Annotated in this window: 19 protein-coding genes and 1 pseudogene; 12 read left to right on the top strand and 8 right to left on the bottom strand. The window is 72.9% G+C overall.

Annotated features, from left to right (window positions below; all coding sequences use genetic code 11):
- Nucleotides 1-68 precede the first annotated feature (68 nt).
- The 8 genes from ACIRPT_RS35745 to lgt all read left to right on the top strand — a co-directional run bounded on the left by ACIRPT_RS35745 (nucleotide 69) and on the right by lgt (nucleotide 6,608).
- A complete protein-coding gene (locus ACIRPT_RS35745; protein WP_403507092.1) occupies nucleotides 69-314 on the top strand; it encodes an HGxxPAAW family protein in 246 nt (81 codons plus the stop codon).
- Between the two features lie 137 nt (nucleotides 315-451).
- Nucleotides 452-895 carry a DUF2752 domain-containing protein gene (locus ACIRPT_RS35740; protein ID WP_403835082.1) on the top strand — a complete coding sequence of 148 codons (444 nt, stop codon included), beginning with the start codon at nucleotides 452-454 and terminating at the stop codon, nucleotides 893-895.
- Between the two features lie 187 nt (nucleotides 896-1,082).
- On the top strand, nucleotides 1,083-1,892 hold the full coding sequence (trpC, locus tag ACIRPT_RS35735) for an indole-3-glycerol phosphate synthase TrpC (protein ID WP_403507096.1): 810 nt from the start codon (nucleotides 1,083-1,085) through the stop codon (nucleotides 1,890-1,892).
- A 25-nt stretch (nucleotides 1,893-1,917) separates the two neighbouring features.
- Nucleotides 1,918-2,160 (top strand): tryptophan biosynthesis modulator TrpM, encoded by a 243-nt coding sequence (gene trpM, locus ACIRPT_RS35730; protein WP_403835080.1) that lies wholly within the window; start codon nucleotides 1,918-1,920, stop codon nucleotides 2,158-2,160.
- A 154-nt stretch (nucleotides 2,161-2,314) separates the two neighbouring features.
- Nucleotides 2,315-3,604, top strand: coding sequence for a tryptophan synthase subunit beta (gene trpB / locus ACIRPT_RS35725; protein ID WP_403835078.1), 1,290 nt, complete (start codon nucleotides 2,315-2,317; stop codon nucleotides 3,602-3,604).
- The gene (gene trpA, locus ACIRPT_RS35720) at nucleotides 3,604-4,422 is read left to right on the top strand and encodes a tryptophan synthase subunit alpha (protein WP_403835075.1); all 819 of its coding nucleotides are present in this window, start codon (nucleotides 3,604-3,606) and stop codon (nucleotides 4,420-4,422) included. The genes trpB and trpA overlap by 1 nt, the downstream gene beginning before the upstream one ends.
- 89 nt (nucleotides 4,423-4,511) lie before the next feature.
- Nucleotides 4,512-5,384, top strand: a complete 873-nt coding sequence (locus tag ACIRPT_RS35715; RefSeq protein ID WP_403835073.1) for a DsbA family protein — start codon at nucleotides 4,512-4,514, stop codon at nucleotides 5,382-5,384.
- 120 nt (nucleotides 5,385-5,504) lie between these two features.
- The gene (gene lgt, locus ACIRPT_RS35710) at nucleotides 5,505-6,608 is read left to right on the top strand and encodes a prolipoprotein diacylglyceryl transferase (RefSeq protein WP_403835070.1); all 1,104 of its coding nucleotides are present in this window, start codon (nucleotides 5,505-5,507) and stop codon (nucleotides 6,606-6,608) included.
- Nucleotides 6,609-6,818: 210 nt separating this feature from the next.
- Here lgt and ACIRPT_RS35705 read toward each other — a convergent pair whose 3' ends face one another.
- Genes ACIRPT_RS35705 through ACIRPT_RS35680 form a run of 6 tightly spaced genes read right to left on the bottom strand, consistent with a single transcriptional unit; the run spans nucleotide 6,819 to nucleotide 13,885 of the window.
- A complete protein-coding gene (locus tag ACIRPT_RS35705; protein WP_403835067.1) occupies nucleotides 6,819-7,685 on the bottom strand; it encodes an HpcH/HpaI aldolase/citrate lyase family protein in 867 nt (288 codons plus the stop codon).
- Nucleotides 7,682-8,959, bottom strand: coding sequence for a CaiB/BaiF CoA transferase family protein (locus tag ACIRPT_RS35700; RefSeq protein ID WP_403835065.1), 1,278 nt, complete (start codon nucleotides 8,957-8,959; stop codon nucleotides 7,682-7,684). Before ACIRPT_RS35700 ends, ACIRPT_RS35705 begins: the two co-directional genes overlap by 4 nt.
- A gap of 33 nt (nucleotides 8,960-8,992) precedes the next feature.
- The gene (locus ACIRPT_RS35695) at nucleotides 8,993-10,432 is read right to left on the bottom strand and encodes an ADP-ribosylglycohydrolase family protein (protein WP_403835063.1); all 1,440 of its coding nucleotides are present in this window, start codon (nucleotides 10,430-10,432) and stop codon (nucleotides 8,993-8,995) included.
- A 2-nt stretch (nucleotides 10,433-10,434) separates the two neighbouring features.
- The gene (locus ACIRPT_RS35690) at nucleotides 10,435-11,634 is read right to left on the bottom strand and encodes an ADP-ribosylglycohydrolase family protein (RefSeq protein WP_403835061.1); all 1,200 of its coding nucleotides are present in this window, start codon (nucleotides 11,632-11,634) and stop codon (nucleotides 10,435-10,437) included.
- Nucleotides 11,631-12,917, bottom strand: coding sequence for an ADP-ribosylglycohydrolase family protein (locus ACIRPT_RS35685; protein WP_403835059.1), 1,287 nt, complete (start codon nucleotides 12,915-12,917; stop codon nucleotides 11,631-11,633). Before ACIRPT_RS35685 ends, ACIRPT_RS35690 begins: the two co-directional genes overlap by 4 nt.
- Nucleotides 12,914-13,885, bottom strand: a complete 972-nt coding sequence (locus ACIRPT_RS35680) for an ADP-ribosylglycohydrolase family protein (protein WP_403835263.1) — start codon at nucleotides 13,883-13,885, stop codon at nucleotides 12,914-12,916. Before ACIRPT_RS35680 ends, ACIRPT_RS35685 begins: the two co-directional genes overlap by 4 nt.
- Nucleotides 13,886-14,344: 459 nt before the next feature.
- Between ACIRPT_RS35680 and ACIRPT_RS35675 the strand changes: the two genes are divergently transcribed.
- From ACIRPT_RS35675 to ACIRPT_RS35665, 3 genes are all read left to right on the top strand, one after another.
- Entirely contained in the window at nucleotides 14,345-15,085 is a 741-nt protein-coding gene (locus ACIRPT_RS35675) for a VIT1/CCC1 transporter family protein (protein WP_403835057.1), read from the top strand.
- Between the two features lie 292 nt (nucleotides 15,086-15,377).
- Nucleotides 15,378-19,988, top strand: a complete 4,611-nt coding sequence (gene gltB / locus ACIRPT_RS35670) for a glutamate synthase large subunit (protein ID WP_403835054.1) — start codon at nucleotides 15,378-15,380, stop codon at nucleotides 19,986-19,988.
- A complete protein-coding gene (locus ACIRPT_RS35665) occupies nucleotides 19,981-21,441 on the top strand; it encodes a glutamate synthase subunit beta (protein WP_403835051.1) in 1,461 nt (486 codons plus the stop codon). The genes gltB and ACIRPT_RS35665 overlap by 8 nt, the downstream gene beginning before the upstream one ends.
- A 103-nt stretch (nucleotides 21,442-21,544) precedes the next feature.
- On the opposite strand, the gene ACIRPT_RS35660 is transcribed toward ACIRPT_RS35665, so the two are convergent.
- Nucleotides 21,545-22,105 (bottom strand): hypothetical protein, encoded by a 561-nt coding sequence (locus ACIRPT_RS35660; protein WP_403835048.1) that lies wholly within the window; start codon nucleotides 22,103-22,105, stop codon nucleotides 21,545-21,547.
- Nucleotides 22,106-22,186: 81 nt separating this feature from the next.
- On the opposite strand from ACIRPT_RS35660, the gene ACIRPT_RS35655 reads away from it, so the two are divergent.
- Nucleotides 22,187-22,948, top strand: coding sequence for an ArsR/SmtB family transcription factor (locus tag ACIRPT_RS35655; RefSeq protein ID WP_403835261.1), 762 nt, complete (start codon nucleotides 22,187-22,189; stop codon nucleotides 22,946-22,948).
- A gap of 42 nt (nucleotides 22,949-22,990) precedes the next feature.
- On the opposite strand, the pseudogene ACIRPT_RS35650 reads toward ACIRPT_RS35655, so the two are convergent.
- Nucleotides 22,991-23,090 (bottom strand): annotated as a pseudogene (locus tag ACIRPT_RS35650) (IS481 family transposase); the annotation flags it as partial.

Here is a 23,090-nt window from a genome sequence, read left to right as displayed (position 1 = left end):
GCATCGGTGACAATGGACGACGATTACCGCGCCCGGACCCCGGCGCGAGAGAGCAACGAGGAGCACTCATGTCGAGCAGTGGCCACGGACACACCCCCGCCGCCTGGACCGGCGTCATCATCTCGTTCATCGGCTTCTGTGTCGCCGGAGCCTTCATCGTGCTGGCGAACGTCCCCGGGTTCTGGGCGGGCATGGCCCTGATCGGCCTGGGCGCCGTGGTCGGCGGCCTGATGAAGATGGCCGGCATGGGTTCCGAGCCCAAGCGCTCGGCCAAGGTGCGCCCGGCGGCCCAGGCGCAGCCGCAGGAGAGCTGACCGCCGCTCCCGCCCTTCCGCAGTACCTCCGAAGGCGCCGCTTCCCGGCCCGTACGCACTCCGGTGCCGTACCCCGCCGTCCGTGTCCACCCCGTACGGCGGCCGAGAAGCTGCGCCTTCGCGCATCCGGCGTCACCATGGGCACCGTGACCGATCCCGTGGCCGGATCCCGGATGGCGGGCGGACTGCCGCGACGGCTCGCGGCGCCGCTGGGCAGCGTCGCGGCCGTCGCCGCCGCCTTCGCGCTGGTCGGCGCCGTCGACCCCCGCGAGCCCGGCCACTACCCCGTCTGCCCGCTGCGGCACCTCACCGGCCTGTCCTGTCCGGCCTGTGGGGGGCTGCGCAGCGCCTACGCCGTCGCACACGGTGACCTCGGCGCCGCCCTGCACGCCAATGCGCTCGCGGTGGCCGGCTACGCCGTCTTCGCGGTCCTGGCCGCGCGCTGGCTGCTGCGCGCGGGCCGCGGCCGCCGCACGGCGGGCCCACGGCTGGGGGCCGTCCACTGGTGGGCGCTGAGCGGCCTGCTGGCGGCCTTCACGGTCGTGCGCAACCTCCCCTTCGGCGCGGGCCTGACGCCATGACCGGGCGCGCGCACGGCGGCACCGGAATTCCGGCCGATGTCCAGGTGGTGGGACCACCGTCAACCGGATGCGAAACCTGTGCCCCATGGCGGATACCATCGGAGTGCCTGATGGGACGGCACCTTGTACGGCACGTCGTAACAGGGGTCGCCGTCCACCCCCACCGTTCTAGAAGGAGGCCGCTCGCGTGAGTGTGCTCGACGAGATCATCGACGGAGTCCGCGCCGACCTCGCAGAGCGGCAGGCCCACGTCAGCCTCGACGAGCTCAAGGAGCGGGCCCAGAAGGCGCGGCCGGCCAAGGACGGCGTGGCGGCCCTGAAGGGCGAGAGCGTCACGGTGATCTGTGAGGTCAAGCGCTCCAGCCCGTCCAAGGGTGCGCTCGCCGCGATCGCCGACCCTGCCGGGCTCGCCGCCGACTACGAGGCGGGCGGTGCGGCGGTCATCTCCGTGCTGACCGAGCAGCGCCGGTTCGGCGGCTCGCTGGCCGACCTGGAGGCCGTCCGCGCCAAGGTCGACATCCCCGTCCTGCGCAAGGACTTCATCGTCACCGCCTACCAGCTGTGGGAGGCCCGCGCGTACGGCGCCGACCTGGCGCTGCTGATCGTCTCCGCGCTCGAGCAGGAGGCACTGGTCTCGCTCATCGAGCGGGCCGAGTCGATCGGCCTGACGCCGCTGGTCGAGGTGCACGACGAGGAGGAGGTCGCCCGCGCGGTGGACGCCGGCGCCAGGATCATCGGCGTCAACGCCCGCGACCTCAAGACCCTCGAGGTCGACCGCGGCAACTTCGCCCGGATCGCCCCCGAGATCCCCGACCACATCGTCAAGATCGCCGAGTCCGGGGTGCGCGGTCCGCACGACCTGATCGCCTACGCCAACGACGGCGCGGACGCCGTCCTGGTCGGCGAGTCCCTGGTCACCGGCAAGGACCCCAGGACCGCCGTCGCCGATCTGGTCGCCGCGGGCTCCCACCCGGCGATCCGCCACGGCCGGTCCTGAGCGGCCGGGACGGACGACACACGACATGACCGCCACCGCCGCAGGCATCCGCCGCCCGGCCCGGGGAGTGCACCCGGGCCCGGCAGGCGTGCGCGCCGCGGCGGGAGCCGCCCGCGTCCCGCACCCGGCGCTGGGCCGCGGCTGCCGGCCGCGGGGCTGCCGGGCGCCCGCGCGGCGGGTGCACGGACGGCGGGTCAGGTATCACATCGGATCCGAGCCGGGACAGATCAACGGCAGGCGATGGCGACCGGAGCGGACCGCGCGCTGACGCGTCGCCCCTCCTTGCCACGGAACCGTCCGCTTGCGTTCCGTGGCGGCGGCGACCCCTTGTCGTGCGCCCCGCCTACCGTGAAGTTCCTGTTCCGCATATTCCGACATAACCGGATTCCCGGGGCGAGTGCCCCGGTCTAGGAGTGCGTCAGATGTCCTCCGAGTTCTTCATTCCCGACCCCGAGGGTCAGGTACCCAGCCCCGCAGGCTATTTCGGTGCCTTCGGCGGCAAGTTCATCCCCGAGGCGCTGGTCGCCGCGGTCGACGAGGTCGCCGCGGAGTACGAGAAGGCCAAGTCGGACCCCGCGTTCGCGGCCGAGCTCGACGACCTGCTGGTCAACTACACCGGTCGCCCCAGCGCGCTCACCGAGGTGCCGCGATTCGCCGAACACGCCGGCGGAGCCCGGGTGTTCCTCAAGCGCGAGGACCTCAACCACACCGGCTCGCACAAGATCAACAACGTGCTGGGCCAGGCGCTGCTCACCAAGCGCATGGGCAAGACCCGGGTCATCGCCGAGACCGGCGCCGGCCAGCACGGCGTCGCCACCGCCACCGCCTGCGCCCTCTTCGGCCTCGAATGCACCATCTACATGGGCGAGGTCGACACCCAGCGCCAGGCGCTCAACGTCGCCCGGATGCGGATGCTCGGCGCCGAGGTCATCGCCGTGAAGTCCGGCAGCCGCACCCTCAAGGACGCCATCAACGAGGCGTTCCGCGACTGGGTGGCCAACGTCGACCGCACGCACTACCTGTTCGGTACGGTCGCCGGCCCGCACCCCTTCCCCGCCCTGGTCCGCGACTTCCACCGGGTCATCGGCGTCGAGGCCAGGCGGCAGATCCTCGAGCGCGCGGGCCGCCTGCCGGACGCCGCCATCGCCTGCGTCGGCGGCGGCTCCAACGCCATCGGCCTCTTCCACGCCTTCCTCCCCGACGCCGACGTGCGCCTCATCGGCTGCGAACCGGGCGGCCACGGCGTCGACAGCGGCGAACACGCGGCCACCCTCACCGAGGGCACCCCCGGCATCCTGCACGGCTCGCGCTCGTACGTGCTCCAGGACGAGGACGGCCAGATCACCGAGCCGTACTCGATCTCGGCCGGCCTGGACTACCCCGGCATCGGCCCCGAGCACGCCTACCTCAAGGACACCGGCCGCGCCGAGTACCGCGCGGTCACCGACGACGAGGCGATGCGCGCGCTGCGCCTGCTGTCGCAGACCGAGGGCATCATCCCGGCCATCGAGAGCGCCCATGCGCTGGCCGGCGCCCTCGAGGTCGGCCGCGAACTGGGCCCCGACGGCCTGCTGCTGGTCAACCTGTCGGGCCGCGGCGACAAGGACATGGACACCGCCGCCCGCTACTTCGGGCTGTACGACGACACGGGCCGCAAGGCCACAGCCGATGTGAACGGTGCGGTCCAGCCCACGGGCGAGGGGGAGAAGTGATGGCGGGCAACGTGGAACTCCTGAACTCGGTGCTGGCCCAGGCCCGCACCGAAAACCGCGCGGCCCTCGTCGGCTACCTCCCGGCCGGCTTCCCGACCGTCGACGGCGGCGTACGGGCGATGACCGAGATGCTGGACGGCGGCTGCGACATCGTCGAGGTCGGCCTGCCGCACAGCGACCCGGTCCTGGACGGTCCGGTGATCCAGACCGCCGACGACATCGCGCTGCGCGGCGGCGTCAAGATCGTCGACGTCATCCGCACGGTCCGCGAGGTGCACGCCGCCACCGGCGCGCCGGTGCTGTGCATGACGTACTGGAACCCCGTCGACGCCTACGGCGTGGAGCGGTTCGCCGCCGACCTCGCCGAGGCGGGCGGCGCCGGCTGCATCCTGCCGGACCTGCCGGTCGAGGAATCCGAGGTGTGGCGCAAGGCCGCCGAGCAGCACGGGCTGGCCACCGTCTTCGTGGTCGCGCCGAGCAGCCGGGACGAGCGGCTCGCCAAGATCACCGCGGCCGGCAGCGGCTTTGTCTACGCGGCCTCCCTGATGGGCGTCACCGGCACCCGCGCCTCCGTCGGCCGCGAGGCCCAGGAGCTGGTGGCCCGCACCCGCGCCACCACCGACCTGCCGGTATGCGTCGGGCTTGGCGTCTCCAACGCCGAACAGGCCGCCGAGGTGGCCCAGTTCGCGGACGGCGTGATCGTCGGCTCGGCGTTCGTCAAGCGGCTGCTGGCCGAGGACGGCGACCTTGACGCCGGTCTGACGGGCGTGCGGGCCCTGGCCGGCGAGCTGGCCGAGGGCGTGCGCAAGCACACGTAAGGCCGTCTGCCCAGGGGGATGTCCCTCGATAGGGCGAACATCGGTGCGGAGGGGTGCGAGGGCACCCCTCCGCTTCGTTGTCCAGTGGCGTGAACCCGAAGAATCATGACGCAAAGGGCAGCGCCCGCGAGCGGCTGCAGGCACAGCGGGCCAAGGAACAGGCGCGCGCCCGACGGAGCCGCCAGGCGATCGTCGCCGGATCGGTGGTCGCGGCGCTGGCCATCGCCGGCGGCATCGCCGTCTGGGCCTCGACCCTCAGCAGCAACGGCGGCAGCACCGACAACGAAACCGCCCGCCCCAAGCAGGCCAGCGGCGGTGACCGGCCCGCCGTCCCCGTGGGCGCGCCCGACGCCCCCTCCACCCTCACGGTGTGGGAGGACTTCCGCTGCCCCGCCTGCCGGCAGTTCGAGACCGGCTTCCGCCCGGTCCTCCACGAACTCGAGGACTCCGGCCAGCTGAAGATCGATTACCACCTCGCCACGATCATCGACGGCAACACCGGCGGCAAGGGCTCCCTCGCCGCCGCCAACGCCGCGCTCTGCGCCCAGGACGCCGGCCGCTTCCGCGAGTACCACGACGTCCTCTACGCCAACCAGCCGCCGGAGCCGCAGGACAGGTTCGCCGACAAGAAGTACCTCATCCAGCTCGCCGACAAGGTCAAGGGGCTGCCGTCCGCCGCCTTCGCCAAGTGCGTCAACGACGGCCGTTACGAAGGCTTCGTCCGCAAGTCCAACACCGCCTTCACCCACTCCGGGTACGGCGGCACCCCCACCGTCCTCCTCAACGGCAAGGACCTCTCCAAGGAGAAGGGCGGCCGGCTCACCGCGGCGGACTTCAAGAAGCTGGTGCTGGAGACCAACAAGGGAAAGCAGCCGGGGAAGCAGCAGACATCGCAGTCGCCGCAGTCGCCGCAGTCGCCGCAAGCGCCGCAGAAGTCGCAGCCGAGCGCTTCGCCGTCGTAGCGCGGGTGCCCGGGAAGCCGGGCACGCAGCGTCATGGCGTGATGCGCCAGGGTCGTTACGGAGCCGTTGCCGGGTGTGGTTGTCGCCGACCCCGCCCGGCGCGGTAGCGTCGACCCTGCCATGGACCTCGCATTCATTCCCAGCCCGTCGACCGGTGTCGTCTATCTCGGCCCGATCCCGCTGCGCGGCTACGCATTCTGCATCATCATCGGCGTCTTCGTCGGCGTCTGGCTCGGCAACAAGCGCTGGATCCAGCGCGGCGGCCGCTCCGGAACGGTCGCGGACATCGCGGTTTGGGCCGTGCCCTTCGGGCTGGTCGGCGGACGCCTCTACCACGTCATCACGACGTACGAGCCGTACTTCGGCCCCGACGGACACCCCCTCGACGCCTTCAAGGTGTGGCAGGGCGGCCTCGGTATCTGGGGGGCGGTCGCGCTCGGCGCGGTGGGCGCCTGGATCGGCTGCCGCCGCCGCGGCATTCCGCTGCCCGCATACGCCGACGCGCTGGCGCCGGGCCTGGCCATCGGGCAGGCGATCGGCCGCTGGGGCAACTGGTTCAACCAGGAGCTCTACGGCAAGCCCACCGACGTGCCCTGGGCCCTGAAGATCAGCTCCGACCCGGCCATCGGCCGCATCGGCGGCACCTACCACCCGACCTTCCTGTACGAGTGCCTGTGGTGCCTGGGCGTCGCGGCCCTGGTGATCTGGGCCGACAAGCGCTTCCGGCTCGGCCACGGACGGGCCTTCGCGCTGTACGTCGCCGCCTACTGCGCGGGCCGCGCCTGGATCGAGTACATGCGGGTCGACGAGGCGCACCACATCCTGGGCCTGCGGCTGAACGTCTGGACCGCGCTGATCGTCTTCGTCCTGGCCGTCGTCTACCTGGTGGTCTCGGCCAGGATGCGGCCGGGCCGGGAAGCGGTCGTGGAGCCGGGCGCGCAGCCGGCGGAGGACGCGGAGGACGAGGGCGCGGACGGTGCCGGGTCCGAGGCCAAGGACGATGCCACGTCCGAGGCCAAGGACGGCGCCAAGGTGTCCATCGAGAAGACGGGCGACACCGAGCCCGCGGCCGAGTCCGACGCGACGCCCGAGGCGAAGCCCGAGCCCGAGGCCGGGGACGCCGAGGAGCCGGCGAAGGGCGAGAGCGGCGACGCCAAGTCCGAGGACGCCGCCGAGGCGGATGCCGACGCCCCCGCCGGGAGCGGCAGCACCAAGAAGTCCTGACGCGGCCGACGGCCGCCACCGGCGCCGGGTGGACCCGACACGTACGACACGTATCGGGTCCGCCCGGCGCTTTGTCGTACGAGGGGGAGGACGAGGCCGGGAACGAGGACAGGGACCGGGACCGGCCCCGGGCGCTCAGCGGCACCGCCGGTCGGCGTCGGCGCATGTCGCGTCCCCGCTGACCGCAACCGTCAACGGCTCCTGCCCCGCTTATCCACGCCGATGGGCGCCCGCGAGGGCCAACACCCGCCGCGCACCCGCCACCACCGCCGCGTCCACGAACCGGCCGTCCGGCAGGGCCAGCGCCCCCGCCTCCGTGGCGGCGGCCCCGACCACCTCCCGCGCCGCCTCGATCTCCTCCGCCGACGGAAGATAGGCCGCCTCGATGACCGGCAGCTGGCGCGGATGGATCGCCGCCCGGCCCCAGAAGCCGAGGTTCCGGCCGTGCGCGCAGGAGACGGCCAGGCCCTCCGCGTCGCGTACGTCCGGATGGACCGACTGCGGCGGCGGCGCCAGACCGGCCGCCAGCGCCGCGACCACCGCCCGGCTGCGCGGCCAGGCCAGCCCCGCCTCGTCCCGTACTCCCAGTTCCGCGCGCAGATCCGCCTCGCCGAGGGCGAGCCCGTGCAGCGTGGGGTGCGCGGTGGCGATGGCGTAGGCGTGCTCGATGCCGAGGGCGGATTCGAGCAGGGCATACAGGGCGGGCCGGGCCGGCCGGCCGCTGTCGGCCGCCCAGGCCGCGGCGCGGCGGACCTCGGCCGGGCCCTGCACCTTGGGCAGCCGCAGCCCGGCCAGCCCCGGCAGCCCGGCCAGGGTGCGGATCTCGGTCTCGGCGAGCGGGCCGTCCAGGGCGTTGACGCGGACGTGAAGGGGCGCGGCGGAGGCCGGCGGGTCGGCCAGGAGCTCGGCGGTGGCGCGCAGCGCGTATTCCTTGCGGTCCCCGGCGACCGCGTCCTCCAGGTCGATGACGATCACATCCGCGCCGCAGCCGAGCGCCTTGGTCACCACCTCCGGCCGGTCACCGGGCACGTACAGCCAGGTCAGGGGAGGGGAGACCGAGGGCTCCGGAGGGGTCACAGCGCGCCCGCCTCCCGCAGCCCGGCGATCTCGGGGCCGGTCAGGCCGAGGCCGGTCAGTACCTCGTCGGTGTCCGCGCCGTGCGGACGGCCCGCCCAGTGGATGGCGCCGGGGGTCTCGGAGAGCCGGAAGAGGACGTTTTGCATCCGTACGGTGCCCAGCTCGTCGTCCGGGACCTCGGTGACCGATTCCAGTGCCCGGTACTGCGGGTCGGCCAGCACATCGCGGATGTCATGGACCGGGGCGATGGCCGCCTCGGCCCGTTCGAAGGCGGCGAGGACCTCGTCCCTGTCGTGCCGGGCGATCCAGCCGCCGACCGCCGCGTCCAGCTCCTCGGCGTGCCGGGCGCGGCCCTCGCCGGTCGCGAACCAGGGCTCGTCGATCAGCTCCGGCCGGCCGACCAGCCGCATGACGCGCTCCGCGATGGACTGCGCCGAGGTGGAGACCGCCACCCAGTAGCCGTCGGCGGTGCGGTAGGTGTTGCGGGGCGCGTTGTTGGTGGAACGGTTGCCGGTGCGCGGCTGGACGTAGCCGAGCTGGTCGTACCAGACGGGGTGCGGGCCGACCACGGTCAGCATCGGCTCGATGATCGCCATGTCGATGACCTGGCCCCGGCCGGATGGGGGTCCCCCCGCTCGAGCGGAGCCGAGAGTGGGGGAGTCCCGGGCGCGCAGCGCGGCCATGATGGCGTACGAGGTGGTGAGGGCGGCGACGGAGTCGGCGAGGCCGAACGGCGCCAGGGTAGGCGGCCCGTCCGGCTCCCCGGTGAGCGCGGCGAAACCGCTCATCGCCTCGGCCAGGGTGCCGAATCCGGGGCGCCGGGCGTACGGGCCGAACTGCCCGAAGCCGGTGACCCGGGCGAGGACCAGGCGCGGGTTGGCGGCGGAGAGTTCGGGCCAGCCCAGGCCCCACTTCTCCAGGGTGCCGGGGCGGAAGTTCTCGATGATGACGTCCGCGTCGGCGGCGAGCCGCAGCAGTACGTCCCGGCCGCCGGGCCGCGACAGATCGAGGGTCATCGTCTTCTTGTTGCGGCCGAGCAGCTTCCACCACAGGCCCACGCCGTCCTTGGCGGGCCCGTGACCGCGCGCGGGGTCGGGCCGCCGGGGATGCTCGACCTTGATCACTTCGGCGCCGAAGTCCCCGAGCATGGTGGCGGCGAGCGGCCCGGCGAAGAGCGTGGCGAGGTCGAGGACGCGCAGGCCGGCGAGGGGGCCCGACGGGGCGGGGGGCGGGGCCGCCTGCTCGTACAGGGCGGTGAGGGACGGGTCGGTCATGGTGCGGGCCTCCGGTCGGTCGGGGTGGCGGAGCTACGCGAGCGGCGCGTCCGGAGCATCGGGCGCGTACGGCGCGGTCAGTGCGGCGGTGCGCCGGGCGAGGGCGTCGAAGCCGATGCCGTCCAGGCCGCCGACGCTGGTGGCGAGCCGGTTGCGCAGCGGCGCGGTCCAGCGCTCGGGGAGCGCGGCGGGGCTGCCGGCGAGCAGTCCGGCCAGCGATCCGGCGGTCGCGCCGTTGGAGTCGGTGTCCCAGCCGCCGGACACCGCACGGCAGATGGCGCCGGTGAAGTCCCCCTCCGCGTGGGTGAGCGCGGCGGCCAGCAGGGCCGCGTTCGGCACGGCGTGCACCCAGTGGTGGTGGCCGTATCTGCGGTGCAGCCGGTCGGCGACGACCGCGAAACCGCCCGGCAGGCCGGTGGGTTCGTCCCGCGCCGCCGCGATCCCGAAGCGGACGGCCGCCGCGAGCCGGGACCGGCCGGGGATCACGGCGAGCCCGGCCCGCAGCGCGCCGTGGACGTCCGCGCGTCCGCCCGCCGCCTGCGCCACGGCCGCCGCGACGAACATCGCCCCGTACACCCCGTTCGCGGTATGGCTGAGCGTGGCGTCCCGCCAGGCCTCGGCGGCCGCGCCCGCCGGATCGCCCGGGTGGGTCCAGCCGTAGACATCCGCGCGGATCCCGGCGCCGATCCACTCCCGGAACGGATTGCGGTACCGGGCGGTGGCCGGCGGCTCGATGCCGTCCAGGAGATTGCGGTACGCGATGCGCTCGGCGGTGAAGGTACGGCCGGCCGGCAGTTCCTCCAGCCACAGCCGTGCCACATCGGCGGTGGTGAAGCCGTGGCCGTGGCGTTCGAGCAGCAGCAGCCCGAGGAGCGGGTAGTTGAGGTCGTCGTCCTCGGGCATTCCGTTGATGTTCTCGGCGAGCGAGGTGGCCCGGCTGCGGCGGTTCCACGGGTAGCGCGCGGCCACCGCCGGATCGAGCCCGGTCTGGGTGAAGTACGAGGTCAGCGGCCAGTTCCCGGTGCCGCGGGCGAGCGCGCGGATGCCCTCGAGGGGCAGCTTCTCGACGGGCTTGCCGAGCAGACAGCCGGTCGCCCGGCCCAGCCAGGCGGCTTCCAGGCGGGAAGTGAGCGAATCCTGACGGTCCGTCAATCTCAAGTCGTGTGCGGGCCATTGCGTACATGACGCCCGGATCGGCGTCAGCTCCGTCGGCTCCTCCCCGTCCAACGGGCACGGCAGCAAAGCGAGTTCGTCCAGCAGCGCCTCGGCGAGCGGGCGCAGTGCGGGGTCCGCGGGCGCGGCGGAGGCGCCGGCGCGGTCCGGCGCGGGCGCGCCGCCGGCCGCCCGCCACCGCCGCTCGATCGCCCCGGTGTCCCGCCCGTCCTCGGCCGCCTGCCGCAGCTCGTGCCCGACCAGGTCCTCGGGCTGCACCCAGGTCACCCGGAGCGGGGGTGCGGCCACCGCCGTGCCCATGGTCAGCCCTCCGTGAGCGCCGCGAAGGTCCGCTCGTGGGCGCGGCGGCGGGCCCGGTCGCGGGCGAAGATCTCGCGGGTGACGGTGGCCAGCGCCGCCGCTGGGGCGTGCAGATCGAGCCGGCTGGCGCGGGCCACCTCCGTGGCCCATTCGGCCGGTACGGCGGCGGCGCCGTGCAGCGCCCCGGCGATCGCGCCGCTCATCGTGGCGATGGAGTCGCAGTCGCGGCCGTAGTTGACCGAGCCCAGGACCGTGCGGCGGAAGTCGCCCTCGCAGGCGAGCAGCATGCCCAGGGCGATGGGGAGTTCCTCGATGGCGTGCAGCCGGGAGGGGCGGCGGGCGCCCAGTGACGGGTTGCGGTAGTCGGGGCCGACGGTGTCGAAGGGGGCGACGGCCGCACGCAGCGGCACCAGCGCGGACTCGTAGCCGGTGTAGAGCGTGGCGGCCTCGCACACCGCCTCGATCGCGGCGCGGGTGCCGTCCTTGGCGAGCCGCAGCGCATGGCCGATGACGGAGGCCACGGTGGCGCCCGGGGCGAAGGCGGCGGCCACGGCGGCGGCGAAGACGCCCGCCGCCTCCCTCCCGTAGGAGGACTGGTGGGCGCCGGCGATGTCCAGCGCCTCGGCGTAGGCACGGTCGGGATGACCGGCGTTGACGATGCCGACCGGCGCCATGTACATCGCCGCCCCGCAGTTGACGATGTTGCCGACGCCCGCCTCGCGCGGGTCGATGTGCCCGTAGTGCAGCCGCGCCACGATCCACTTCTCGGCGAGGAAGATGCGCTGCAGCGGCAGCGCCTCGTCCTCCAGCTCGGGGATCCAGCGCGGGGTGCCGATCAGGTCCGGTACGAGATGGTCGGCGATGTCGAAGGCGTCGAGGTGGTCGCGGACCTTTTCGTAGACCCGCACCAGCGCATGGGTCATCAGGGTGTCGTCGGTGACGTGTCCGTCGCCCTTGTGGTAGGGGGCGATCGGGCGGGCGGTGCGCCAGTCCTCGTGGAACGGGCCGACGATGCCGGTGACCCGGCCGCCGTGCCGCGCCGCGATCTGATCCGGCGTCCAGCCTTCGACCGGCCCGCCGAGGGCGTCGCCGACGGCGGCACCGACCAGGCAGCCGGCCGCCCGGTGCTCCAGCGGGGCGGCGTCGCCGCCGGTGGCCGGGGCCGCGGCCGGTTCCGGGGCGGTCTGCATCGTGTGCGTCATGTGGAGGTGCGTCCTTCCGCGGTGGAGACGGCGGGGCCGTGCGATGTGGTCAGCGGGGTGACCAGCGCGAGGGGAGCCGGTGGGGCCGGTGGGGTGGGTGAGGCCGGCGCGGCGACCAGGGCTTCGTGAACGGCGTGGTGATGGTCGGTCAGCTCGGTTCCGGCGAGCAGGCCCGCCAGCTCGACGAGATCGGTGCCGGCCAGCCGGGGCAGGGCACAGCCGGAGAGCACCCGGCAGGCGTCGCGCCAGGGGCGGGGCACTCCGTGGGCGCCGCCGAGCGCGCCGGTCAGCGCACCGGCCAGGGCGGGCGCGGAGTCCGCGACGCGGGAGAGGCAGGCCGCGGCCGGGACCGCCTCGGCGACCCGGCCGCCGCCCGCGAGGGCGAGCGCGAGCGCGACGGGGACGGTCTCGGCCGCGGCGATGCCGTAGCTGTAGACGTGATCGACGATCTCGTGCTCCAGGACGGGGACCAGGGCGAACGCGCCGCCGGGGCGGACGGGCCGGTCGGCGGCCGCGGCCCGCGCCAGACCGACCGCGTGCAGTGCGTTGCGGCGGATCTCGGTGCCCTCGGGGAGCTGGCCGAGCGCCGCGTCCACGCAGGCGTCCACCGGCGCGCCGCCGAGCGCCGCCGCGAGGGCCGCGGCCATCGCCCGGGCGCCGTACACCCCGTCGCCGTCCTGGGTGTAGCGCGCGTCGTACTCGGCCAGCCCGGCGGCCGCGGCCGGCTCACCGGGGTAGACGACCGCGAGGACGGTGGCCCGTACGCAGGCCGCGTCGTCGAAGTAGTGCGGGTTGTCGTGGCCGGTGGCGGGCGGCCGCAGCCCGGCGGCGAGATTGCCGAGCCCGGCCCGCACCGAGATCCGGGCGCGCAGCGGCAGCACCGCCGACTCCACCTCGGGTGCCCGGTCGGCGGCCGCGGCGACCTCGCCGGCCAGCGCGTTCCAGGCCAGGTCGAGGGCGGCCCGCATCCGGCGGTCCCGGCCCAGGTCGCTGAGGAGCGCACCGGCCGCCGTCAGCACCGACTCGGCGGTGAAGGCGGCCCACTCGGCGTCGTCGGACGGGCCCAGCCGCAGCGGTTCGGGCGGCTGGTTCAGCGCGATCGGCACCGGCAGGGTGGTGGTGGCGTTCTGTTCGGCGAAGGTGTCCAGCTCGCGGGTCAGGCGCCGGGTCCACTCGGGCATCCGGGCCGCCCGGTGCCGGGCCGCGGGCCAGCCGGCGGCGTCCCCGGAGGCCAGCCCGAGGAGCAGGCCCTCGATACGGCTGCGGGGGTCGGGGTCGTTCATCCGGCGGCCGCCCCGGCGTCGGCGGGGGCCAGCAGATCCGCGATGTCCAGCACGTGGTAGCCCGCCATCGAGGGCAGACAGCTGCCGCGGGCCGGGCCGATGGCGGCGGTCCAGGACTCGGGGATCGCGGCGGCGCCGGCCAGCGCCCCCGCCAGGGCGCCCGCCACCGCCGCGGTGGTGTCGGCGTCGCGGCCCATGTTGACCGCGGTCAGGACCGACCCGGTGAAGTCCCCGCGGGCGGCGGCGAACGCCCCGAAGGCCAGTCCGACGGCCTCGGGGGCCAGATCGGTCCAGGGGTAGCCGCCGACGACGACCGCGGAGCGCACCGCGCGCTCGGTGCCCAGCTGGGTGATGCCGGGGTCGTGCCGCGAGCGCTGGGCGGCGCCGACCGCGCGGCGCAGCGAGCGGGCGGTCCAGGAGTCCTCGGGGACGACGGAGAGCGCCGCGGCGATCACCGCGTCGGTGGACCGGGCGACCATGGCGGTCGCGACGCCGGCGGCCACCGCCTGACCGCCGTAGATGCCCTCGCCGTCGTGGCTGACCGTGCCGTCGATGGCCACCAGCCGGGCGGCCTCGGCGGGCCGCCCGGCGGCGAACACCCCGAACGGCGCGGCGCGCATCGCCAGCCCGTCGCTCCAGGCGTGCCGGTGCTGCGCCGAGATCGGGGCCGCCAGGCCGCGGCGCAGGTTCTCCAGCGTCCCGCGCTCGCTGAAGCCCGCGCCGCGGAACGGCCCCTCGTCGCGGTCGGCGATCCACTGGTGCCAGGCCGCCTCGACATGGGCGACGGTCAGCGTCGAGCCGTGGGCGGCCAGCAGCAGCCCGGAAAAGATCGCGTACTCGGTGTCGTCGGTGCCGGCCGGGTCGTCCTCGACATAGCCCTCGATACGGCCCCAGCGGCGGCGGATCTGCGAGGGCTTCATGTTCTCCGCGGGCGCGCCGAGCGCATCGCCGACCGCGAGCCCCAGCATCGCCCCGCGCGCCCGGTCCGTCCCGCCCGTCACCCGGCCGCCGCTCCCCGTGGAGCCGCTTCGCGCCGCCCCTCCGCCCGTCACCCGGCCGCCGCCCCGGACGGAGGCTCCCCCGGGCTCCGTCCGGAGGGACCCCCAGCGCGCCGCCCCTCGCTCGGCGACGCCGGCCGTCGAGGGCGGGGGGTCCGGTGCGCTCATGGCGTGCCCTTTCGTCGTGCGGCTCGGGGTGTATCCGTCCCACGCGAGGGCCCGCCTCTCTTGCCCCGGGCGGCGAGGTCACCCGGTCGACGGCACTTTCTGACGGTGCATCATCATCTTGTTTTCGGTAAAGCCGCAGGTCAGCGCGGTAAGTTCGGCCTTCCTTGCTAGCGGCGGAGGGTGATGAGTGCATAACTTCGAGGTGTTGCAGGGGGAAGCGCCGCCATCGGCCCACACCTCGTGGAAGGGAGAGGTCCCTATATGTCAGTCCTGGAGATCATGGACAGCGCGGCGCCGACGCATGTTGCGCACCGCGACAACCACACCCACCGCGATGTCAACGGCGGCTGGCTGCGCCCCGCCGTGTTCGGCGCGATGGACGGCCTGGTCTCGAACCTCGCCCTGATGACCGGCGTCGCCGGCGGCGCCCTCTCCCAGCAGACGATCGTCATCACCGGCCTCGCGGGGCTGGCCGCCGGCGCCTTCTCGATGGCCGCCGGTGAGTACACCTCGGTCGCCTCGCAGCGTGAGCTGGTGCAGGCCGAGCTGGACATCGAGCGGGCCGAGCTGCGCAAGCACCCCGCGGACGAGCTGGAGGAGCTGGCGGCGCTGTACGAGTCCCGGGGCGTCGAGCCGGAACTCGCCCGGAAGGTGGCCGAGCAGCTCTCCCGGGACCCCGAGCAGGCGCTGGAAATTCACGCTCGCGAAGAATTGGGAATAGACCCGTCCGACCTTCCTTCTCCCGCAGTGGCCGCCATTTCCTCCTTCGGATCATTTGCTTTGGGTGCGCTTTTGCCTGTCCTTCCTTATCTTCTGGGCGCTTCGGCATTGTGGCCCGCGGTGCTGCTCGCGCTGCTCGGGCTCTTCGCCTGCGGCGCGGTCGTGGCGCGCGTGACGGCGCGCTCGTGGTGGTTCAGCGGATTGCGCCAACTGGCCCTGGGTGGCGCCGCCGCTGGTGTGACGTACATCCTGGGATCGGTGTTCGGAACCGTCGTAGGGTGACGAGCCGCGCAGGGCTTTGCATAATTAACGCGTTACCCAGCGGTTTCGGTTTGTTGACGGCCGGGCATAAGGCCCAGGCGTCGCGGGCAATGTCGCTCGCCGAACGCCGCCTTACGGGATGGCGGAGTGTCCGCCCGTGTCCTTGATCCACCGCAATGCGCGGTGTCCGTATGTTGGAAGGCACTATCCGCTTTTCGAGAAGCGGGCCATCCTGTAACCTGCACGAAAATTTCGCGGAGGGCCAACGTCGTCCCTCGGCAATGCCTATGCCACGACGACGTTGGGAGAGCCGATGCGTTCCGCGTCCACGCACTCCGCGACCACCGGCGGCGCCAGCGCCGCCTGGTCGCCCATGGACGGGCGCCCCGCCCAGCAGGGGATGTACGACCCGCGCAACGAGCACGACGCCTGCGGCGTCGGCTTTGTGGCCACCCTCACCGGCGAGGCCAGCCACGCGTTGGTCGAGCAGGCGCTCACCGTCCTGACGAACCTGGAGCACCGCGGTGCCACGGGCTCCGAGCCCGACTCCGGCGACGGCGCCGGCATCCTGCTCCAGGTACCGGACGCGTTCCTGCGCGAAGAGGTCACCTTCGAGCTCCCCGAGGCCGGCGCCTACGCCGTCGGCATCGCCTTCCTGCCGTCCACCGCCCAGGAAGCGGCCGACGCCGTCTCGCGCATCGAGACGATCGCCGGCGAAGAGGGCCTGGACGTCATCGGCTGGCGGATCGTCCCCGTCGCCCCGCAGCTGCTCGGCAACGGCGCCCGCGCCACCATGCCGGCCTTCTCCCAGATCTTCGTCGCCGACGGTAGGAACACCGGCCTGGCGCTGGACCGCAAGGCGTTCGCGCTGCGCAAGCGCGCCGAGCGCGAGGCGGGGGTCTACTTCCCCTCGCTCTCCTCGCGGACGATCGTCTACAAGGGCATGCTGACCACCGGCCAGCTCGAGCCCTTCTTCCCGGACCTCTCCGACCGCCGCTTCGCCACCGCCATCGCGCTGGTCCACTCGCGGTTCTCCACCAACACCTTCCCGAGCTGGCCGCTGGCCCACCCGTACCGCTTCGTCGCGCACAACGGTGAGATCAACACGGTCAAGGGCAACCGCAACTGGATGCGCGCCCGCGAGTCCCAGCTCGGCAGCAAGCTCTTCGGGGACGAGAACCTCGAGCGCCTCTTCCCCGTCTGCACCCCGGACGCCTCCGACTCCGCGTCCTTCGACGAGGTCCTGGAGCTGCTCCACCTCGGCGGCCGCTCGCTGCCGCACTCGGTGCTGATGATGGTCCCGGAGGCGTGGGAGAACTCCACCTCCATGGACCCGGCCCGGCGCTCCTTCTACCAGTACCACTCCACGATGATGGAGCCCTGGGACGGCCCGGCCTGCGTCACCTTCACCGACGGCACCCAGGTCGGCGCGGTCCTGGACCGCAACGGTCTGCGCCCCGGCCGCTACTGGGTCACCGACGACGGCCTGGTGGTCCTCTCCTCCGAGGTCGGCGTACTCGACATCGACCCGGCCAAGGTCGTCCGCAAGGGCCGCCTCCAGCCCGGCCGGATGTTCCTCGTCGACACCGCCGAGCACCGCATCATCGAGGACGACGAGATCAAGGCGCAGCTCGCCGCCGAGCAGCCCTACCAGGAGTGGCTCGACTCCGGGCTGATCGACCTCGCCGACCTGCCCGAGCGCGAGCACATCGTGCACACGCACGCCTCGGTCACCCGCCGCCAGCAGACCTTCGGCTACACCGAGGAAGAGCTGCGCGTCATCCTCGCCCCGATGGCCAAGGCCGGCGCCGAGCCCATCGGCTCGATGGGCACCGACTCGCCGATCGCCGCGCTCTCCGAGCGCCCCCGGCTGCTCTTCGACTACTTCACCCAGCTGTTCGCGCAGGTCACCAACCCGCCGCTGGACGCCATCCGCGAGGAGCTCGTCACCTCGCTGATCTCCTCCCTCGGCCCCCAGGGCAACCTCCTGGAGCCCACCTCGGCCTCCTGTCGCAGCGTGACCCTGCCCTTCCCGGTGATCGACAACGACGAGCTGGCCAAGCTCGTCCACATCAACGCCGACGGCGACATGCCCGGCATGAAGGCCGTCACCCTCTCCGGCCTCTACCGCGTCTCCGGCGGCGGCGAGTCGCTGGCCGCCCGGATCGAGGAGATCTGCGCCGAGGCGGACGCCGCCATCGACGACGGCGCCCGGCTCATCGTCCTCTCCGACCGGCACTCCGACGCCGAGCACGCGCCGATCCCGTCGCTGCTGCTGACCGCCGCGGTCCACCACCACCTCATCGCCACCAAGGAGCGCACCCAGGTCGGTCTGCTCGTCGAGGCCGGCGATGTGCGCGAGGTGCACCACGTCGCGCTGCTCATCGGCTTCGGTGCCGCGGCCGTCAACCCCTACCTGGCCATGGAGTCCGTCGAGGACCTCGTCCGCGCGGGCACCTTCCTGCCGGGCATCGAGGCCGAGGCCGCCATCAAGAACCTGATCAAGGCGCTCGGCAAGGGCGTCCTGAAGGTCATGTCCAAGATGGGCATCTCCACCGTCGCCTCCTACCGCGGCGCGCAGGTCTTCGAGGCCGTCGGCCTGGACGAGGAATTCGTCGCCAAGTACTTCCAGGGCACCGCCACCAAGATCGGCGGCGCCGGCCTGGACGTCATCGCCAAGGAGGTCGCGGCCAGGCACGCCAAGGCCTACCCCGCCTCCGGCATCGCCGCCACGCACCGCGCGCTGGAGATCGGCGGCGAGTACCAGTGGCGCCGCGAGGGCGAGCCGCACCTCTTCGACCCGGACACCGTCTTCCGGCTCCAGCACTCCACCCGCTCGCGCCGCTACGACATCTTCAAGCAGTACACCGAGCGGGTGAACGAGCAGTCCGAGCGGCTGATGACGCTGCGCGGCCTGTTCGGCTTCAAGAGCGACCGCGAGCCGATCTCCCTCGACGAGGTCGAGCCCGCGTCGGAGATCGTCAAGCGCTTCTCCACCGGCGCCATGTCGTACGGCTCCATCTCCAAGGAGGCGCACGAGACCCTCGCCATCGCCATGAACCAGCTGGGCGGCAAGTCCAACACCGGTGAGGGCGGCGAGGACCCCGAGCGCCTCTACGACCCGGCGCGCCGCTCGTCCATCAAGCAGGTCGCCTCCGGCCGCTTCGGTGTGACGTCCGAGTACCTGGTCAACTCCGACGACATCCAGATCAAGATGGCCCAGGGCGCCAAGCCCGGTGAGGGCGGCCAGCTGCCCGGCCACAAGGTCTACCCGTGGGTGGCCAAGACCCGGCACTCCACGCCGGGCGTGGGGCTCATCTCCCCGCCGCCGCACCACGACATCTACTCCATCGAGGACCTGGCTCAGCTGATCCACGACCTCAAGAACGCCAACCCGGTCGCCCGCATCCACGTGAAGCTGGTCTCCGAGGTCGGCGTCGGCACGGTCGCCGCGGGTGTCTCCAAGGCGCACGCGGACGTGGTCCTGATCTCCGGCCACGACGGCGGTACGGGTGCCTCCCCGCTGACCTCCCTCAAGCACGCGGGCGGTCCCTGGGAGCTCGGCCTCGCCGAAACCCAGCAGACGCTGCTGCTCAACGGCCTGCGCGACCGCATCGTCGTGCAGACCGACGGCCAGCTCAAGACCGGCCGCGACGTCGTCATCGCCGCCCTGCTGGGCGCCGAGGAGTACGGCTTCGCGACCGCACCTCTGGTCGTCTCCGGCTGCGTCATGATGCGCGTCTGCCACCTGGACACCTGCCCGGTCGGCATCGCCACCCAGAACCCCACGCTGCGCGAGCGCTTCAGCGGCAAGGCCGAGTACATCGTCAACTTCTTCCAGTTCATCGCCGAAGAGGTCCGCGAACTCCTCGCCGAGCTGGGCTTCCGTACGCTCGAAGAGGCCGTCGGCCACGCCGAGCTGCTGGACACGGCCAAGGCCGTGACCCACTGGAAGGCGCAGGGCCTGGACCTGGCCCCGCTGCTGTACGTCCCCGAGCTGTCCGAGGGCGCGGTCCGCCACCAGGTCACCGTCCAGGACCACGGCCTGGAGAAGGCGCTGGACAACGAGCTGATCGAGCTCGCCGCGGACGCGCTGGCCGCGGACACCGCCGAGGCCGCGCAGCCCGTACGGGCCCAGGTCGCGATCCGGAACATCAACCGGACCGTCGGCACCATGCTCGGCCACCAGGTGACCAAGAAGTTCGGTGGCGCGGGCCTGCCCGACGACACCATCGACATCACCTTCACCGGCTCGGCCGGCCAGTCCTTCGGCGCGTTCCTGCCGCGCGGCGTCACGCTGCGCCTGGAGGGCGACGCCAACGACTACGTCGGCAAGGGCCTCTCCGGCGGCCGGGTCGTCGTCCGCCCCGACCGCGGTGCCGACCACCTCGCCGAGTACTCGACCATCGCGGGCAACACCCTCGCCTACGGCGCCACCGGCGGCGAACTGTTCCTGCGCGGCCGGGTCGGCGAACGCTTCTGCGTCCGTAACTCCGGTGCCACGGTGGTCTCCGAAGGCGTCGGCGACCACGGCTGCGAGTACATGACCGGCGGCCACGCCGTCGTCCTGGGCGAGACCGGCCGCAACTTCGCGGCGGGCATGTCCGGCGGCATCGCCTACGTCATCGACCTCGACCCGGACAACGTCAACCGCGAACTGACCGCCGCGGTCACCACGCTGGACGACACCGACAAGCAGTGGCTGCACGACGTCGTGCGCCGCCACCAGGAGGAGACCGGCTCCACCGTCGCCGCCAAGCTCCTCGCCGAGTGGGACACCCCCCAGCGAGGCGTCGCCCGCTTCAGCAAGGTCGTCCCGGCCACTTTCCAGGCAGTGCTCGCCGCCAAGGACGCCGCCGAGCGAGCCGGACTCTCCGAGTCCGAGACCCACGAGAAGATGATGGAGGCGGCGACCAATGGCTGACCCCAAGGGCTTCCTGACCCACGAGCGCGAAATCGCCAAGACCCGCCCCGTCGAGGAGCGCGTCAAGGACTGGAACGAGGTCTACCAGCCCGGCTCCCTGCTGCCGATCATCAGCAAGCAGGCGTCGCGCTGCATGGACTGCGGCATCCCGTTCTGCCACAACGGCTGCCCGCTCGGAAACCTCATCCCCGAGTGGAACGACTACGCCTACCGCGAGGACTGGACCGAGGCCAGCGAGCGGCTGCACGCGACCAACAACTTCCCGGAGTTCACCGGTCGCCTCTGCCCCGCCCCCTGTGAGGCCGCCTGCGTGCTGGGCATCAACCAGCCGCCGGTGACCATCAAGAACGTCGAGGTCTCCATCATCGACAAGGCGTGGGACAACGGCGACGTCACCCCGCAGCCGCCCGAGCGCCTCTCCGGCAAGACCGTCGCCGTCATCGGCTCCGGCCCCGCCGGTCTGGCCGCCGCCCAGCAGCTGACCCGGGCCGGCCACACCGTCGCCGTCTACGAGCGCGCGGACCGTATCGGCGGGCTCCTCCGCTACGGCATCCCCGAGTTCAAGATGGAGAAGCGCCACATCAACCGCCGCATCGAGCAGATGCGCGCGGAGGGCACCAAGTTCCGTACGGAGGTGGAGATCGGCCGCGACATCGACGCCAAGAAGCTGCGCAAGCGCTACGACGCCGTCGTCATCGCCGCCGGCGCCACCACCTCCCGCGACCTCCCCGTCCCCGGTCGCGAGCTGAACGGCATCCACTTCGCGATGGAGTACCTGCCGCTGGCCAACAAGGTGCAGGAGGGCGACCTGACCGTCGCCCCGATCACCGCCGAGGGCAAGCACGTCGTCGTCATCGGCGGCGGCGACACCGGCGCGGACTGCGTCGGCACCGCCCACCGCCAGGGCGCGGCCTCCGTCACCCAGCTGGAGATCATGCCCAAGCCGGGCGAGGAGCGCAGCTCCGGCCAGCCCTGGCCGACCTTCCCCATGCTCTACAAGGTCACCTCCGCGCACGAGGAGGGCGGCGAGCGGGTCTATTCCGTCTCCACCACCCACTTCGAGGGCGACGAGGACGGCAACGTCCAGTACCTGCACCTGATCGAGGTGGAGTTCAAGGACGGCAAGCTGGAGCAGAAGCCCGGCACCGAGCGGAAGATCCCGGCCCAGCTGGTCACCCTCGCGATGGGCTTCACCGGCACCGACCAGGAGAACGGCCTGGTCGAGCAGTTCGGCCTGGAGCTGGACGCCCGCGGCAATGTCGCCCGCGACGCGGACTTCGCCACCAACGTCCCCGGCGTGTACGTCGCCGGCGACGCGGGCCGCGGCCAGTCGCTGATCGTGTGGGCCATCGCCGAGGGCCGCTCCGCGGCCAAGGGCGTGGACCGCTTCCTCACCGGAGCCAGCGCCCTGCCGGCTCCCATCAAGCCGACGGACCGTTCACTGACCGTGTAACGACCGTCCCTGGATGTCCCGTACAACGTCGTACGGAACAACTGCGCGGCGCCTGCCTCCTCCCCCGACCGGAGGGCAGGCGCCGCGCGCCGTCTGCACACCCTCAGCCGCCGGGGAACCGCCGCCCCAGCTCCTGCGCCATCTGCCGCGCGGGCGCCGGCACGGCACGCTGCGGCGGACCGCCCGACGGGCGGAAATCGTGCACCGGCGGGCACCAGGCCGACAGATCGATACGGTGGTCGCCCAGCGGCAGCACCCACCGGGGATCGGCGTGCACCCGCAGTACCTGGGCCTCCATCTGCGTCCAGGCCCCCTCGCACTCCCGCAGCTCACCGACCCGCCGCGCCTCCAGCTGCACCGGGCAGTTCAGCAGCCTGGGCGGCCGCACCAGCTCCGACGGCTCGGTCCAGGGAGCGTCCGGCGAAGGCGGGCCGGCGCACGCTCCCTCCTCGGCCCCGCTCGCGGCCTGCGGCAGGTTGAAGACCACATCCGGGCGAACCGCGAGATTGCGCGCGGTACGCCCGCGAGCCGGCAGCGATACGCACACCACCGGTCCGAGCTCCCACCGGATCCGCAGCGCCACCAGCGCGAAGGTCCCGTCGTCGTTCTCCGTGGACAGCAGCGCCGGCGCGGCGGAACTGCTCTCCTCCCGCACGCCGTTCATCCCCCGAGGATAGAAGCCGGACGATTCGGTGCTCACCGAAGTGTGATGAGCGATTACTCTCTGCACATGAGTCATCTACACATGAACCGATGGGATGCCGACCAGGAAAGCGCCGCGGAAACCCCCGACATCGCGGCCCTGGCGCAACTCCTCGCGGACCGCACCCGCGTCGCCATCTGCATGGCCCTGCTGGACGGCGGCACCTGGACCGCGAGCGAACTGGCCGAATACGCGGCCGTCGCCCCCTCCACCGCAACCGAACACCTCAACCTCCTGGTCTCCGGCGGCCTGTTGACCGAGCAACGGCAAGGCCGGCGGCGCTACGTACGGCTCGCCGGACCGGACACCGCGGAAACCCTGGAGAACCTCGCCGGCCTCGCCCCCTACCGCCAGGTCCCGATCCGCTCCCTCGCCGAGGCCAACCACCGCAGGGCTCTGCACCACGCCCGGACCTGCTACGACCACATCGCGGGCGCCCTGGGCGTGGCGATCGCCGACGCGATGACCGAACGCGGCCTGCTGACACGGGACTACGGCCTCGTCCTGACCGGCGCCGGCGCCCGCTGGCTGACCGCCCTCGGCATCCCCGACACCGCCCCCTCCGTCGCCCACCGGGCCCACATCCGCACCTGCCTGGACTGGACGGTGCGCCGCCGGCACCTCTCCGGCGCGGTCGGCGCCGCCCTCTACCGGCACGCCGTGGACCACGAATGGATCGTCAAGGCCCCCGCCACCCGCATCCTCACCGTCACCGACGCGGGCCGCGCGGCCCTCCGCGACCATCTCGCCCTGCCCGACGAGGCGCTCTCGCCGTCCCCGGCGCTCGCCGCGCCCCGCCCCTGACGTGCGGCGGGCGCGCGACGTCCCGTCGATGCCGGAAAGGCCCTAGGTGTGTTGTCCGGAGAGGTTGGTGACGCGGCTGGCTGGGGTGTGGCCGCTGATTCCGGTGTGGGGTCGGTGGTAGTTGTACCAGTCCAGCCAGTCG

The sequence above is a fragment of the Streptomyces sp. NPDC101227 genome, assembly GCF_044767545.1.
Taxonomy (GTDB): Bacteria; Actinomycetota; Actinomycetes; order Streptomycetales; family Streptomycetaceae; genus Streptomyces.
The sequence above is the reverse complement of the archived record's forward strand: the minus strand, read 5'-3'. Positions and strand labels throughout refer to the sequence as shown.

Bases quoted from the DNA above. Each gene is read 5' to 3' on its own strand.
- ACIRPT_RS35745 (WP_403507092.1), top strand. From the start codon at position 69: ATGTCGAGCAGTGGCCACGGACACACCCCCGCCGCCTGGACCGGCGTC.
- ACIRPT_RS35740 (WP_403835082.1), top strand. From the start codon at position 452: ATGGGCACCGTGACCGATCCCGTGGCCGGATCCCGGATGGCGGGCGGA.
- trpM (WP_403835080.1), top strand. From the start codon at position 1,918: ATGACCGCCACCGCCGCAGGCATCCGCCGCCCGGCCCGGGGAGTGCAC.
- trpB (WP_403835078.1), top strand. From the start codon at position 2,315: ATGTCCTCCGAGTTCTTCATTCCCGACCCCGAGGGTCAGGTACCCAGC.
- trpA (WP_403835075.1), top strand. From the start codon at position 3,604: ATGGCGGGCAACGTGGAACTCCTGAACTCGGTGCTGGCCCAGGCCCGC.
- lgt (WP_403835070.1), top strand. From the start codon at position 5,505: ATGGACCTCGCATTCATTCCCAGCCCGTCGACCGGTGTCGTCTATCTC.
- ACIRPT_RS35700 (WP_403835065.1), bottom strand. From the start codon at position 8,959: ATGACCGACCCGTCCCTCACCGCCCTGTACGAGCAGGCGGCCCCGCCC.
- ACIRPT_RS35695 (WP_403835063.1), bottom strand. From the start codon at position 10,432: ATGGGCACGGCGGTGGCCGCACCCCCGCTCCGGGTGACCTGGGTGCAG.
- ACIRPT_RS35690 (WP_403835061.1), bottom strand. From the start codon at position 11,634: ATGACGCACACGATGCAGACCGCCCCGGAACCGGCCGCGGCCCCGGCC.
- ACIRPT_RS35685 (WP_403835059.1), bottom strand. From the start codon at position 12,917: ATGAACGACCCCGACCCCCGCAGCCGTATCGAGGGCCTGCTCCTCGGG.
- ACIRPT_RS35680 (WP_403835263.1), bottom strand. From the start codon at position 13,885: ATGCTGGGGCTCGCGGTCGGCGATGCGCTCGGCGCGCCCGCGGAGAAC.
- ACIRPT_RS35675 (WP_403835057.1), top strand. From the start codon at position 14,345: ATGTCAGTCCTGGAGATCATGGACAGCGCGGCGCCGACGCATGTTGCG.
- gltB (WP_403835054.1), top strand. From the start codon at position 15,378: ATGCGTTCCGCGTCCACGCACTCCGCGACCACCGGCGGCGCCAGCGCC.
- ACIRPT_RS35665 (WP_403835051.1), top strand. From the start codon at position 19,981: ATGGCTGACCCCAAGGGCTTCCTGACCCACGAGCGCGAAATCGCCAAG.
- ACIRPT_RS35660 (WP_403835048.1), bottom strand. From the start codon at position 22,105: ATGAACGGCGTGCGGGAGGAGAGCAGTTCCGCCGCGCCGGCGCTGCTG.
- ACIRPT_RS35655 (WP_403835261.1), top strand. From the start codon at position 22,187: ATGAACCGATGGGATGCCGACCAGGAAAGCGCCGCGGAAACCCCCGAC.